The organism is Streptomyces sp. AM 4-1-1 (genome assembly GCF_029167625.1).
Taxonomy (GTDB): Bacteria; Actinomycetota; Actinomycetes; order Streptomycetales; family Streptomycetaceae; genus Streptomyces.
This window is the reverse complement of the sequence record NZ_CP119145.1, coordinates 3,736,803-3,750,381: the sequence shown is the minus strand read 5'-3', so window position 1 is coordinate 3,750,381 and position 13,579 is coordinate 3,736,803. Positions and strand designations below refer to the sequence as shown.

General features: G+C 72.2%; 9 protein-coding genes. 4 read left to right on the top strand and 5 right to left on the bottom strand.

What is annotated here, in order from left to right:
* Positions 1–54 precede the first annotated feature (54 nt).
* Positions 55–627 carry a dihydrofolate reductase family protein gene (locus tag PZB75_RS16085; RefSeq protein ID WP_275535989.1) on the bottom strand — a complete coding sequence of 191 codons (573 nt, stop codon included), beginning with the start codon at positions 625–627 and terminating at the stop codon, positions 55–57.
* Positions 628–923: 296 nt separating this feature from the next.
* On the opposite strand from PZB75_RS16085, the gene PZB75_RS16080 reads away from it, so the two are divergent.
* From PZB75_RS16080 to tkt, 3 genes are all read left to right on the top strand, one after another.
* A complete protein-coding gene (locus PZB75_RS16080) occupies positions 924–1,856 on the top strand; it encodes a hypothetical protein (RefSeq protein WP_275535988.1) in 933 nt (310 codons plus the stop codon).
* The gene (locus PZB75_RS16075) at positions 1,853–3,325 is read left to right on the top strand and encodes a hypothetical protein (protein WP_275535987.1); all 1,473 of its coding nucleotides are present in this window, start codon (positions 1,853–1,855) and stop codon (positions 3,323–3,325) included. Before PZB75_RS16080 ends, PZB75_RS16075 begins: the two co-directional genes overlap by 4 nt.
* Before the next feature lie 449 nt (positions 3,326–3,774).
* The gene (gene tkt / locus PZB75_RS16070; RefSeq protein ID WP_275535986.1) at positions 3,775–6,066 is read left to right on the top strand and encodes a transketolase; all 2,292 of its coding nucleotides are present in this window, start codon (positions 3,775–3,777) and stop codon (positions 6,064–6,066) included.
* A gap of 338 nt (positions 6,067–6,404) precedes the next feature.
* Here tkt and PZB75_RS16065 read toward each other — a convergent pair whose 3' ends face one another.
* On the bottom strand, positions 6,405–9,026 hold the full coding sequence (locus PZB75_RS16065; RefSeq protein WP_275538731.1) for a glycosyl hydrolase family 65 protein: 2,622 nt from the start codon (positions 9,024–9,026) through the stop codon (positions 6,405–6,407).
* 432 nt (positions 9,027–9,458) lie between these two features.
* Here PZB75_RS16065 and PZB75_RS16060 point away from each other — a divergent pair, with 432 nt between their 5' ends.
* On the top strand, positions 9,459–9,923 hold the full coding sequence (locus tag PZB75_RS16060; RefSeq protein WP_275535985.1) for a cyclic nucleotide-binding domain-containing protein: 465 nt from the start codon (positions 9,459–9,461) through the stop codon (positions 9,921–9,923).
* 159 nt (positions 9,924–10,082) lie between these two features.
* Here PZB75_RS16060 and PZB75_RS16055 read toward each other — a convergent pair whose 3' ends face one another.
* From PZB75_RS16055 to PZB75_RS16045, 3 genes are all read right to left on the bottom strand, one after another.
* Entirely contained in the window at positions 10,083–11,051 is a 969-nt protein-coding gene (locus PZB75_RS16055; protein ID WP_275535984.1) for an alpha/beta hydrolase, read from the bottom strand.
* Positions 11,052–11,271: 220 nt separating this feature from the next.
* Positions 11,272–11,580, bottom strand: coding sequence for an SCO5918 family protein (locus PZB75_RS16050; protein WP_275535983.1), 309 nt, complete (start codon positions 11,578–11,580; stop codon positions 11,272–11,274).
* A gap of 129 nt (positions 11,581–11,709) precedes the next feature.
* Positions 11,710–13,266 (bottom strand): DEAD/DEAH box helicase, encoded by a 1,557-nt coding sequence (locus PZB75_RS16045; RefSeq protein ID WP_275535982.1) that lies wholly within the window; start codon positions 13,264–13,266, stop codon positions 11,710–11,712.
* Between the last annotated feature and the right edge of the window lie 313 nt (positions 13,267–13,579).

Sequence of the window (13,579 nt, the reverse complement as noted above, 5' to 3'; positions counted from 1 at the left end):
CGCGGTGCGTACCGTCGGCCGCAGCACCAACGACGGCTGGACGAGTGGAACCCGTCAGCGGACGACGTCGAAGACGTTCTTCTGCAGGCCGTTGGCGTAGACCTCGTACTCGACGAGCTTCAGCTTCTGCGTGTCATTGTCCGTGTCGCTGAAGAGCCGCTTGCCCGCGCCGAGCAGCAGCGGAAAGACGAGCAGGTGGTACCGGTCGATCAAGCCGGCGTCCGAGAGGGCGTGGTTCAGGGCGGCGCTGCCGTGCAGGATGATCGGTCCGCCCTCCGTCTCCTTCAGCGCGGTGACCTCGTCGAGAGAGCGCAGGATCGTCGTCTCGCCCCAGTTCGAGACCAGGTCGTCCTCGGTGAGGGTGGTGGAGACGACGTACTTCGGCATCACCTTGTAGTCGGCGAACTCCTCCATGTCTGGCCACACCGGGCTGAACGCCTCGTAGCTGACCCGGCCCATCAGCAGCGCGGTGGCTTCCTGCTGCTCCCGGCCCTTGATCTCGTACGCGTCGAGCAGGAACTCGATGTCCTTGAAGGTCCACCCCGAGTTCCGGTAGCCGGGCTCGCCGCCCGGCGCCTCCATGACGCCGTCGAGCGACAGGAAGGCAGTGCTGATCAGGGTACGCATCGCAGGTTCCTCGGTATCTCGTGTCTGCTTCTGAACGGATTCGGTCGGTGCCCGGTTCGTCCGCACTCGCGACTCCGGGCTGCTCGCCGTGGTCGCTGACTGCCGATGACGGAAGAACCTATCGGCCGGCACTGACAGTCCTCCGGCCCTCCGACACCGGGGGCCGGGGGCACGGAACGGCCCACGTCGGACCGCGCGATGCCCAACGCATCGTCCAAACGGCCCTGCCGTTACAACAGGGCGAAAGTTGTCGGTCACGGCATTAAAATCTCCGAGCCGAGATCAGGGGGGGCAACATGGCCATCGCAATAGTCGACGCCGTCAGGCTCGCGAAGACGAACCGACGGAGGTATGAGCGTCTGCTTGAGTGCCAGGAGGAACTGAATCAGCGGGCCGCCGCGGAGAACGCCGCCCAGCGGAAGGCGCGGCAGACGCTCTACGACGAAGCCCTCGTCCCCTTCCGGGACGTTTTTCAGCGTCTCAAGCGCGTCGATCTGGTCGAGCTGGCCGCGATCGACATGCCAAGCGTCGGTGGCGAGGTGGACTTCGAGCTTCAGCGGCTGCGTGAACGTGCCGTGACGGCCGCTGTCGGCGCGCTGGCAGGCGGTGCCCTCGCCGGTTCCGGTGCCGGGGTGGGTGCCTATCTCGCGGTGGGTGCCTTCGCCTCCGCCTCCACCGGCACGGCGATATCGGGGTTGTCCGGGGCGGCGGCCACCAGTGCCACGCTCGCGTGGATGGGCGGCGGGTCTGTTGCCGCGGGCGGTGGCGGGGTGGCGGCCGGGACAACGGTGCTGTCCCTGATCATCGCGGCTCCGGCCGTCCTCTCGCTCGCTGCCATCGGGGAATGGCAGAGCCGCAGACTCAGACGCGGTGAACAGGAGAAGGCACAGGCCCTGGAGCGGTACGAGACGGAGATGAGCGAGGCGGAGGACGCGGCGTCCGCGGTGTACGACCGCAGCAAGGCCATGCGGCACATCCTTCGGGACCTTCGGTTCATGATGGTGAGACGGCTGCCGTCGTTCACCGGGCTGGTCGAAGCGTGCGACGACTTCGCCCGGTACGACTCCGGTCGGCGCGCGGAGGTGGCGGCGATGGTGGATCTCGCCGGGCTCGCGGTCATGGTCATGGGTTGCCCGATTACCGACGCGGACGGACGGATGACCGAGGAATCGGGGCAGGTCGTCGCCGACGCCGAGAGCCGGCTGCAGGCGATGGAAACCGTGTCGTGAGTTCCGTGCCTGGCTCGTCCGGACGCTCCACGATCCCCCATGGCGCCGACCACGCCGCCTGGGCCGTTGCCGATGCGGCCACCCGGCGGCTGGCGGCGGCGACCGTCGAGACGCTGCGGACGCAGGAGACCGTACGGAAGTTGGCGCAGCGCTACGTGAACATCGCCAACGCCCAACGCGCGGGCCATCTCTTCGAGGTGATGCACGAGCTGTCATTCAATAGGCGTGCGATCATGGCCGGTTCCTCGGTCCGGGCCCGGGTCACCGAGTGGATGGCAGGCGGATCGCAGACCGCTGCGGCCGACCTGTACCTCGTCGACGGCGGGACTGTCGTGGGTGAAGCGCAGGCCAAACTGATGGATGGTGTCACCGCAACCGCTCACCAGGTCTCCCGGCAGCACTACGCGGGCATGACCCGGTTGGTGGCAGCCGACCGGGTCGCAGCCGTCGACGACCTCTTGGACCGCCGGTTGGCCATGAATCCCGACGGTGTGCGGTACGCGGACTACTCGGATGCCCGAGCCCATCTGTCGGACCGCCTCGACCACGGCGGCGTGAGCAGTACACCGGTCGACCTCGCAGATGTCCACCGTGCCGCGCGAAACCCGGCGGGCTGGGCTCGTGGGCAAGCCGTCCGAGCAGTCGGCGGCGAAGCCCTCGCCGCCGGGGCCGCCGGAGCCGCTGTCGGTGGGCTGATCGGTGGCATCACCAGTGCCGCGACGCAGGCGGCACGCGTACGGGCCGGCGAGACCTCTGCGGCCTGCGCCGCGTTCACCGCCTCGGCCGCCGCCGCACGTGCCGCGGTTCGGTCGGGGAGTCTGGCGTCGTTGGGCTCGCTGGTGCGAAGTGCCGCGAGGGCCGGCCGCCTCCCGGCCGTCCTCGGCGGCGGCGACCTCGCCTTCGCGACCGCCCGAGCCGCGTACGCCGTAGCGGAAGCGGGGCTGGACCTGGCCCGCGGCCGGATCGATACGGGGGAGTTCGCCGCTCTGAGCTGCGAGGCGACACTGACCACCGCTCTCACCTGGGGATGCGGCGCGGTGGCGCAGACAGTCGTGCCCGTGCCCGTGGTCGGGGCACTGGTCGGCGGACTCGTCGGTCAGGCCACCGCCGCGCTGGTCGTCCAGGGCCTGCAGGCCGCCTTGGTCGCGGCTCGCGCGGGTGGAGCCGAGGACGATGCCACCGAACTCCTGGAACGCGAACTCCTCACCGCGTCCGCGACCTCCGGTCTGCTCAGCCATGCGATCGGGCAGCTGGACGACAAGCGGGCCACGCATGCCACCGCAGTGGTCCTCCCCCAACTCTCCGAGGTGCGCCAGGAGCTGGCGATGAGCGATCCGGTCGGCGCGCTGTCGGCCCTCGCCGAGCTGACCTGTGCGGTCGGCGGCCAACCCGTCTTCGTGACCCAGACGGAGTTCGACCGGTGGATGGCGGACGAGGACGCGGTGTTGAATCTCGACCCCAACTGGTGAGCGGGACTGCTGGACCCCCTCGCCGGCCGCACGGACGAGCGGGACACCACCAGGCCCACAAGGGTGCTGCGGAAGAAGACCTCGGCAGCGCCCTTGTCCGGGCTCACCACGGCCGCGACCCGAGGACCCGCCGAAGCCGCGGATGACAGACACGCGCCCCCCACGCGTGCGCTCCCCCCGACAGGGCACCCGGAACAAGCAGGCCGAACAAGTCCGTCAGGAGCCCGCCGGGGAAGCCCGTCCGAAGGCCCACCGGGGAGAGTCCTCAGGAAGGGCCACGAGGGCGAGCCCGACAGGGAAGGGCCCGGATCGGCGTATGGCGTAAGTAGGGCAGCTCCGCCCGAAGTGGGACAGCATTGGATGGAGCCGTCGTCCGCGTCGGGCCATCCGTCCCGCCTCGCCGGGCGTCTGTCCCGCCTTGGCGGGCGTCCGAGATCGAGGAGAGTGACATGGCAAGTGAGCGACCCGAATCCGGCACTCCGGCGACCGGTGCTCCCGCAAGCAGCACCCCGGCGACCGGTGCTCCGGCGACCGGGGCTCCGGTGAGGGGCACCCGCCGGGCCCCCGAGCTGGCGCTCCCGGTGGTCCGGGAGGCCGGCTGGGGGGATGTCGACGTGCGGGCCGTCGACACGGTACGGGCGCTGGCCGCGGACGCCGTGCAGCGGACCGGCAACGGGCACCCCGGCACCGCGATGAGCCTGGCGCCGCTGGCGTATCTGCTGTTCCAGCAGGTCATGCGGCACGATCCGAACGACGACCAGTGGCTCGGCCGGGACCGGTTCGTCCTGTCGTGCGGGCATTCCAGCCTGACCCTCTACATCCAGCTGTACCTCGCCGGATACGGCCTCGAACTCCAGGACCTGAAGGAGCTGCGCACCTGGGGATCGGCCACCCCCGGCCACCCCGAGTACCGCCACACCCGGGGGGTCGAGATCACCACCGGGCCGCTCGGCCAGGGGCTCGCCAGTGCCGTCGGCATGGCGCTCGCCGCCCGCCGTGAGCGTGGCCTGCTCGACCCGGACGCCCTGCCCGGCAGCAGCCCCTTCGACCACCATGTGTACGTCGTCGCGTCCGACGGCGACATGATGGAGGGCGTCACCTCCGAGGCCAGTTCGCTCGCCGGCCACCAGGAGCTGGGCAGCCTGATCGTCTTCTACGACTCGAACCACATCTCCATCGAGGACGACACCGACGTCTCCTTCAGCGAGGACGTGCCCGCCCGGTACGCCGCCTACGGCTGGCACGTACAGACCGTGGACTGGACCCGTACGGGCGACTACGTCGAGGACGTCGACGCGCTGCTCGCCGCGATCGAGGCCGCGAAGGCCGAGACGTCCCGCCCCTCGCTGATCATGCTGCGTACGATCATCGGCTGGCCCGCGCCGAACAAGCAGAACACCGGCAAGGCCCACGGTTCCGCGCTCGGGGACGACGAGGTGGCCGCCACCAAGAAGCTCCTCGGTTTCGACCCGGACCGGACCTTCACCGTCGAGGACGAGGTGCTGGCCCACGCCCGCGAGGTCAAGGACCGGGGCCGTGAGCTGCACGAACAGTGGCAGCCCCGCTTCGAGACCTGGCGGTCCGACAATCCCGTACGGGCCACCCTGCTGGATCGTCTCCAGGGCCGGAAGCTGCCCGAGGGCTGGACCGACGCCCTGCCGTCGTTCCCCGCCGACCCGAAGGGCATGGCCACCCGCAAGGCGTCCGGGGCGGTCCTGGACGCGCTGGCCCCCGTACTCCCCGAGCTGTGGGGCGGCTCCGCCGACCTCGCGGAGAGCAACAACACGTCGATGGGCGGCGAGCCGTCGTTCGTCCCCAGTGACCGGCAGACCGAGCTGTGGAAGGGCGGCCCCTACGGCCGTACGCTCCACTTCGGCATCCGCGAACACGCGATGGGCGCCATCCTCAACGGCATCGCCCTCCAGAGCCTGACCCGCCCGTACGGCGGTACGTTCCTCACCTTCAGCGACTACATGCGTCCCGCCGTCCGGCTCGCCGCGCTGATGCAGCTTCCGGCCACCTACGTCTGGACCCACGACTCCATCGGCCTCGGTGAGGACGGCCCCACCCACCAGCCCGTGGAACATCTGGCCGCGCTGCGCGCCATCCCCGGTCTCGACGTGGTCCGGCCGGGTGACGCCAACGAGACCTCGGTCTGCTGGCGCACCATCCTGGAGCACTCCGACCGGCCCGCCGGTCTCGTGCTGACCCGGCAGAACGTCCCGGTGCTCGAACGCGGTACCGGCGCCCACGCACCCGCCGAGGGCGCCGCCCGTGGCGCGTACGTCCTCGCGGAGGGTTCCGGTACGACACCGGACGTCATCCTCGTCGCGACGGGCTCCGAGGTGCAGATCGCGGTCGACGCGCGCACCCGGCTGGCCGAGGAGGGACTGTCCGTCCGGGTGGTCTCCATGCCGTGCCGCGAGTGGTTCGCGGCGCAGCCCCTCGACTACCAGGACGAGGTCCTGCCGCCCTCCGTGCGCGCCAGGGTCAGCGTCGAGGCCGCCGTCGGTCAGGGCTGGCGCGAGGTCGTCGGGGACGCGGGCCGCATCGTCAGCCTGGAGCACTACGGCGCGTCCGCGGACTACCAGCGGCTGTACGACGAGTTCGGCCTCACTCCGGAGGCGGTCGCCGCGGCGGCGCGTGACAGCATCCGCGACGCCACCACCACCCCCCGCCCCGGCGGCCACCAGCACACCTCGGCCCCCACCAGCGGCCAACCCGGCGACCTGCCCGGGTGACCTGACCGGGTGACCTGCCCCGGTGAGTGATCGGGAATGGGAGTCGGGGATCGGGGAACGAGCGAGAGCGGGAGAAGGTGAACGGGCAGAGGTACGGGCCCGGTGCGCGGTCGGTCGCGACGCGCACCGGGCCCGTACCGTCGGACCGGCCCGTCGGTCCGCCGGTCCGTCAGTCCGCCGATCCGCTGACCGCCGATCCGCTGACCCGCTGACCCGCTGACCCGCCAGGGACCGTGCAGGGCGGTGATCCGGCCCGTGCGCGGGTCACTCGTCGTGCGGACCGCGGGCCGCCGCGGGCCCCGGACGGACGGTGGCCGCAGGCAACTGATCCGGCGCGTTCAGGTGTCGGGCAGGTCGAGCCGGCGGGCCGTGCCCGGCGCGATCGTGAACGAGCGCCCGTCGAGGACCACCCGCACCGCGTCCCGTACGTCATCGGCCCCCGCGTCCCGCGCCCCGCCCCGCCGACCGTCCCGCGATCCGGCGTCCCGCGCCCCGTCCCGCCGACCGCCCCGCGATCCGGCGTCCCGCGCCCCGTCCCGCCGACCGCCCCGCGATCCGGCGTCCCGCGTCCCCTTCGGCGCCCCGCCCGCCGCCCCCGGTCCGCCGCGCGCGCCCTCGCTCCCGTCCGGCACCGCGATCCGCAGGCTCTGGGCGCGCAGGCTCAGGTCCACGTCCCAGTGGTGGCGGTACCGGATGCGTACCCCGAACTTCGACAGCTGCGGCAGTGTCGCCGGGGACAGCCACAGCGCGTCGTCCCGGGTCTCCAGGCCGGTCAGGCCGCGTTGTACGAAGTCGAGGGTGCCCGCCATCGCGCCCAGGTGGATGCCCTCCTCCGTGGTGCCGCCCTGGATGTCGGCGACGTCCCCGATCAGGGCCTCCTCGCAGTACGCCCACGCGTCGTCCCGCCGGACCCGGGCCAGCACCCAGGCGTGCACCAGGGCGCTGAGCGTGGAGCCGTGACTCGTACGCGCCAGGTAGTGGTCGACGGTCGTGCGCCACACGTCGTCGTCGAGCACATGACCGAGCTGCCGGAAGACGCCCGCGAGTTCGGCCGGTGAGAAGAGGTAGCCGAGCATCAGCACATCGGCCTGCTTCGACGCCTGGTAGCGGTTGGGGGTGTCGCCCTCCGCCTCCAGGATGCGGTCCAGCCGCCGGATGTCCCCGTACCGCTTCCGGTATCCCTCCCAGTCCAGCTCGGCCAGCTCCCCGTAACCGGCGAACTGGCTGATCACGCCCCGGTGGTACGGCACGTGCAGCCGGTGCGCGATGTCGTCCCAGCGTTCCACTTCCTCGGGGGCCAGCTGGATCTGGTCGCACACCCACCCCCGGCAGGTGTCCGGCAGCGCGCGGTGCAGTTCACCGGCCCGCGCCAGCACCCAGGCGGCCATGACGTTCGTGTACGCGTTGTCGTCGAGGCCCGGGGTCTCCGCGTCCGGGTAGGCGTCGTGGTACTCGTCGGGGCCGACCACCCCCCGGATGCGGTACCGGCCGAGCGATCCGTCCCACTCGGCGCGGCTCGCCCAGAACCTGGCGATCTGGAGCAGCGTCTCGGCGCCCTTGGTGTGCAGGAACTCCGTGTCCCCGCTGGCCTGGCAGTACTGCCAGACGTTGTACGCGACCGCCGAGCCGACGTGGTGCTGCAACCGGGAGTTGTCGGGGAGCCAGCGCCCCGAGTGCGGGTTGAGGTGGAGCTCCTGGGTCTCCTCGCGGCCGTCTCCGGCGCTCTGCCACGGGTACATCGCGCCGCTCCGACCGGCCTCGCGCGCCGCCTCGCAGGCGGCGGGCAGCCTGCGGTGGCGGTAGCCGATCAGCGCCCGGGACACCTCGGGGAAGTGCAGGTTCAGGAACGGCAGGACGAACAGCTCGTCCCAGAAGACGTGCCCCCGGTACGCCTCGCCGTGCAGCCCCCTGGCCGGGACCCCGACGTCCAGTTCGGCGGTGTGCGGGGAGAGGGTCTGGAGGACGTGGAAGAGGTGCAGCCGGAGAATCCGGCCGGGCTCGCCGGGGACTTCGAGGCGGGCCTGCCGCCACAGGTGCTCCCAGGCCCGGTGGTGCGAGGCCAGCAGCCCGGTGAAGTCCGGGGCCCTGCGTACGGCTCCGAGGGCCGCCCGGACCGGGCTGCCGATCGCCGGGTCACGGGAGGTGTACAGGGCGACCGTCTTCTCGACGACCACCCCGGCCCCGGGTCCGACCGGCAGCGTCAGCACCTGGTACGCGCCCCGGTCGGTGAGCCGGGTCCGTGGCGCTTCGGGGGGCGCGGGGGCGGCGACGGTCCGTGCGGCGAGCGCGACGCCGATCTCGGACTCCGAGGTGCGGCAGCGCAGCCACACCGTGTCGTCGCGGTCGTCGCGGTCGGCGCGGTCGTCAGGCTCGGCGCCGGTGTCCCAGGCGGTGAGGTGCAGGTTCGCCAGGTCGGCGTATCGGACGACCCCGGTGTTGCGTACGTCGCCGTCGATCCCGGACTCCACCTCCACCGCGCCCGACCACCCCTCGGGGGTGAACGACGTGTGCAGGGCGGCCAGGTGCGGGTCGCCCATGTGGACCAGGCGCCGCTGTTCCACGTCGAGCCGGCGCCCGGCCGGGTCCGCGTAGACGGCCCGGCGGGTGAGTGTGGCGCCGCGCAGGTCCAGGCTCTGGCGGTACTCCACCAGCTGGGGATGGTCGGGCGAGAGCCACGGGCCCGGATCGGCGTCGGCCGGGCACATGCGGTAGCGCAGGGGCAGCCAGTTCGGCAGGTTGACCATGTCCTCGTTCTCGACCTGCCGGCCAGCGACCGTGGAGGTCAGCCGGTTGTAGCAGCCCGCGGCGTAGGTGCCGGGGTAGTGCGAGGGGCCCACGGGCGTCTCGGTGGCGGCGCCGCGCGTGGCGAAGTAGCCGTTGCCGAGCGTGCACAACGCCTCGCGAAGCCGCTCCTTCTCGGGGTCGTACCCCTCGTACGACCACGTCCAGGCCTGTGTCATGGGCTTCATCGACTCTCCCCAGCAGGGTCGCCCCTTCTTGGCACCACGGCTTCATGGCACCACGGCCGGGCCGGACGGGCATGCCGTGGCACGCACGCGCCCTCGAACGCGGCGCGGCGGGCGGGCAGGCGGGCAGCCGAGAACCCGGCCGGTGCGGCGACGGGGCCCGCTCGTGTCCCCGGACCGTCGGTTCAGTACGGCAGGGGGCGGCCCGAAGGGCTGCGCAGATCAAGGGGCGGCGGACGCGAAGGGACCTGCGGACGGCGGACGATCTTGATACGGCCCACTGCCATCACCTCCTGGCGGTATCCGGGTATGTGCCCACGGGGACGCCCTTCACACTCCCGGAGCCGTACGGAGCACGGCCGCGCAGTCCCGCCGAACACCCCATATCGTTGATATCAGGCGGTACCGCCCCGAATGGAGGACGCCATGACGACGAACAGGAGCCTGCTCGACGCGCTCCCCCCGGAGGGACGGGAACGGCTGCTGGCCGAGGCCACCCACGAGGTCTCGCTCCCCCGGGGCGCCCGGGTCTTCGAGGAGGGCCGCAAGGCCGACCGGTTCTGGGTCATCCACTCCGGACAGGTCGAGGTCGACATCCATGTCCCGGGTCGCCGGGCCGTGGTCGTCGAAACGCTCGGCCGCGACGACATGCTGGGCTGGTCGTGGCTCTTCCCCCCGCACCTGTGGCACCTGGGCGCGCAGGTGGTCCACCCGGTGTGGGCGGCGGAGTTCGACGCCGCCGCCGTCCGGGACCTGTGCGAGGACGACCCGGTGCTGGGCCGCGCGGTGTACAGGTACGTCGCCGAGACGGTGGCGGGACGTCTGTACGGGACCAGGAGCCGACTGCTCCAGCTGTACGGGCCGCAGGCGGACGACGATCTCGACGTGTGACGGGCCCGACGGGCGATGGCCGACGGGCGGCAGTCGGGGGCAACGGCGGCGCGTGAAGAGGCGTGAGCGCGGGGGCGAACAGCGACACGTGAAGACGCGTGAGCGCGGGCTCGAACAGCGACACGTGAGCGCGGGGCCGACGGCGACGCGTGAAGGGCCTCACGCCAGCGCCCGCCGCAGCGCCCCCGTCGCCAGTTCGCGCGCCACGGCCGTGCCCCGGCAGTCGCGGAGGCTGTCCAGCATCAGGAAGTCGTGGACCACGCCCAGGACGCGTACCGCCGTGACCTCCACGCCCGCTTCCCGCAGCCTCGCCGCGTACGCCTCGCCCTCGTCGCGCAGCACATCGGCCTCCCCGGTGATCACCAGGGTCGGCGGCAGACCGCGCAACTGGTCGAGGCTCGCGCGCAGCGGTGAGGCGTAGGGCTCGGCGCGCTGGGCGGGGTCGGTCGTGTACTGGTCCCAGAACCAGATCATTCCGTCCCGGGTGAGGTAGTGGCCGTCCTCGAACCGGCGGTACGAGGCCGTCCCGAAGTCCGCGTCGGTGACCGGGTACAGCAGCACCTGGGCCCTGAACCGGACGGTTCCCCGCTCCTTGGCCATCAGGGCGAGGACGGTCGCCATGTTGCCGCCGACGGAGTCGCCGCAGACCGCGATGCGGGTGGGGTCCAGGCCCTGGTCCGTGCCCTGGGTGGCGATCCAGGCGGCGACGGCGTGGTTCTGCTCGATCTGGGTCGGGTAGCGCGCCTCGGGCGCCCTGTCGTACACGGGGAAGACCAGTGCCGCGTTCGCTCCGACGGCCAGTTCGCGGACGAGCCGGTCGTGGGTGTTCTCGTCGCCGAAGACCCATCCGGCGCCGTGGACGAACAGGATGACGGGGAGGTCGCCGCCGACGCCCGCGGGCCGGACGATCCGTACCCGTACCCGGCCGTACTCCCCGGTGTCCACGGTCACCCACTCCTCGTCGACCTCCGGCTTGTCGACGTCCTCGCCGGACTGGAGACCCGCGAGGATGTGGCGGCCCCGCTCGGGCGGGACCTCGTAGATCCGGGGGTGGGGCGCGGTGGCCTCGGCGAGTTCCCTCGCGGCGGGCTCCAGGACGGGGGCGGGCGGCGCGGGCAGGTGGGCCATGGCGGGAGTCCTGTCACTGGGTGTGCGGGCGGGGCCACGGAGAAGCGCCCCACCTGCCATCGTCCGGGGTCGCCCGCCACTCGCAACTCGGCGCCCGTACCCGTGCGCGGACCGGCGGGCCACGGGGGGTGCGAAAACGTGTGAAGCCCCCGGCCACGAGGGCCGGGGGCTTCACAGGACATGACCGACGGTCCGACCCGGAGGGGTCGCGGTCCGTCCGTCAGGCGTCCGCCGGGGTTCCGAGCATCGCCGACGCCGTCTCCAGCGGGGTGGGCGGGACGACCGGGGCCGGTGCGGCGACGGTGGTGCAGGTGAAGCCGAGACGGGTCAGGGCCCTGACGACCTCACCGGAGGTGAAGTCGCGGCGGTCCTGCCGGGTGATCACTTCCCCGACCTGCTTGACCGGGAAGACGCGGCGGCCGATGGTCACCGAGTCACCCGTCACGGGCTCGGGCTTGATGCCCTTCATCGCATCCAGCACCTCGCTCTTGAACAGGTCGAAGGGGAAACGGGCGATGACACAGCGCATAGTGCCTCAACAGGGTCGGAGGGGGAACCGGATGGGGACGGACCCGGCCGGCCGCGGCGGGCGCGGACGGCCGGTCCGGAACGTACGGCCACGCCGGGGAGCGCCCGCTCCCCGGCGTGGCCGAAGCCGTTATGCGGCGTTGCCGTACGACGTCCGGCGCTGCGGAGCGCCGGTACGCGCCTGGGGCGACGCGCCGCCGGACGAGCGGCGGGCCTGGGTGGGACGGCCGCGCCGGCCGCGTGACGACGAGGCACCGCCCTTGGCGCGCTCGGTCACCGGGGCGGTGATCGTGACGGGGACACCCGAGGGTGCCTGCGCGCCGGTGATCCGGCTCAGCTCGGCCTCGCCGGAGCGGACCTGGGCGATCTGCGGGGTGATGCCCGCGTCGGCCATCAGCCGGGTCATCTCGCGGCGCTGGTTGGGCAGCACCAGGGTGACGACGCTGCCGGACTCCCCGGCACGGGCGGTACGGCCGCCGCGGTGCAGGTAGTCCTTGTGGTCGCTCGGCGGGTCGACGTTGACCACGAGGTCCAGGTTGTCGACGTGGATGCCGCGCGCCGCGACGTTGGTGGCCACCAGCACGGTGACGTGGCCGGTCTTGAACCGGGTCAGGGTGCGGGTGCGCTGCGGCTGGGACTTGCCGCCGTGCAGCGCCGCGGCCCGTACCCCGCTCTTCAGCAGGTGGTCGGTGAGCTTGTCCACGGCGTGCTTGGTGTCCAGGAACATGATCACCCGGCCGTCGCGGGCCGCGATCTCGGTCGTGGTGGCGTACTTGTCCGCGCCCTGGACGTACAGCACGTGGTGTTCCATCGTGGTCACCGCGCCCGCCGCCGGGTCGACCGAGTGGACGACCGGGTCGTGGAGGTAGCGGCGGACCAGCAGATCGACGTTGCGGTCGAGGGTGGCCGAGAACAGCATTCGCTGCCCGCCCGTGCGCACCTTGTCCAGCAGCTCGGTGACCTGCGGCATGAAGCCCATGTCGGCCATCTGGTCGGCCTCGTCGAGGACGGTGATGGCGACCCGGTCGAGCTGGCAGTCGCCGCGCTCGATGAGGTCCTTTAGCCGGCCGGGGGTGGCGACGACGACCTCGGTGCCACCGCGCAGCGCGCTGGCCTGGCGGCCGATCGACATGCCGCCGACGACGGTGGCCAGTCGCAGCTTGAGCGACCGGGCGTACGGGGTGAGCGCGTCGGTGACCTGCTGCGCCAGCTCCCTGGTGGGTACGAGGACCAGGGCGAGCGGCTTGCGGGGCTCGGCGCGCTGGCCGGCCGTCCGGGCGAGCAGGGCCAGGCCGAAGGCGAGCGTCTTGCCCGAACCGGTACGGCCGCGGCCCAGGACGTCGCGTCCGGCCAGCGAGTTCGGCAGGGTGGCCGCCTGGATCGGGAACGGCACGGTCATGCCCTCGGTGGTGAGCGCCGCCAGGAGGGGCGCGGGCATGTCCAGGTCGGCGAAGGCCGCCGCGGCGGGCAGGGCCGGGGTGATCGTGACGGGGAGCGCGAACTCTCCCTGGACCGCGGGGCGTCGGCCGCCGCCGAAGCGGCTGGGGCCGCCGGAGCGGTTCGGGGCGCCCTGGCGGGACGACGGGGCCTGCGAGCGGTAGCCGCCCGCGCTGCGCCGGGAGCCACCCGCCGAACCGGCGGAGCCGCCCGAGCGGGAATAGCGGTCGTTCGTACGTGTGCGGTTCATTCAGAACCTTCCTCGATGTGGCACGTATCGAGGAATTCCCGCAGCATTGAGCGGCGCCAAGAATCGCAAGAACGAGCCGTTGTATAACGAAGCGCGGTCGCCGTCTGTGAGCTGTGTCCGGGAGCTTCGTGGTGACTGACATTCACTCGGCGCGAAGGCCGGGGTGTCGAAATCAGGGGTGCGGCGGAAGTGTTTCCGGCCGCGGTGCCCGCCGTGCGGCGGGTGTGTGCTGCGTCAGCCGTGCGACAGATCCGGACGCCGTCGGTGCGACGGGGCCGGACGGCCGTCGTGCGACGGGGTCCGTGGGACCGGT

Excerpts from the sequence above, each read along its gene's own strand:
- PZB75_RS16085 (WP_275535989.1), bottom strand. The coding sequence starts at position 627 with ATGCGTACCCTGATCAGCACTGCCTTCCTGTCGCTCGACGGCGTCATG.
- PZB75_RS16080 (WP_275535988.1), top strand. The coding sequence starts at position 924 with ATGGCCATCGCAATAGTCGACGCCGTCAGGCTCGCGAAGACGAACCGA.
- tkt (WP_275535986.1), top strand. The coding sequence starts at position 3,775 with ATGGCAAGTGAGCGACCCGAATCCGGCACTCCGGCGACCGGTGCTCCC.
- PZB75_RS16065 (WP_275538731.1), bottom strand. The coding sequence starts at position 9,026 with ATGACACAGGCCTGGACGTGGTCGTACGAGGGGTACGACCCCGAGAAG.
- PZB75_RS16060 (WP_275535985.1), top strand. The coding sequence starts at position 9,459 with ATGACGACGAACAGGAGCCTGCTCGACGCGCTCCCCCCGGAGGGACGG.
- PZB75_RS16055 (WP_275535984.1), bottom strand. The coding sequence starts at position 11,051 with ATGGCCCACCTGCCCGCGCCGCCCGCCCCCGTCCTGGAGCCCGCCGCG.
- PZB75_RS16050 (WP_275535983.1), bottom strand. The coding sequence starts at position 11,580 with ATGCGCTGTGTCATCGCCCGTTTCCCCTTCGACCTGTTCAAGAGCGAG.
- PZB75_RS16045 (WP_275535982.1), bottom strand. The coding sequence starts at position 13,266 with ATGAACCGCACACGTACGAACGACCGCTATTCCCGCTCGGGCGGCTCC.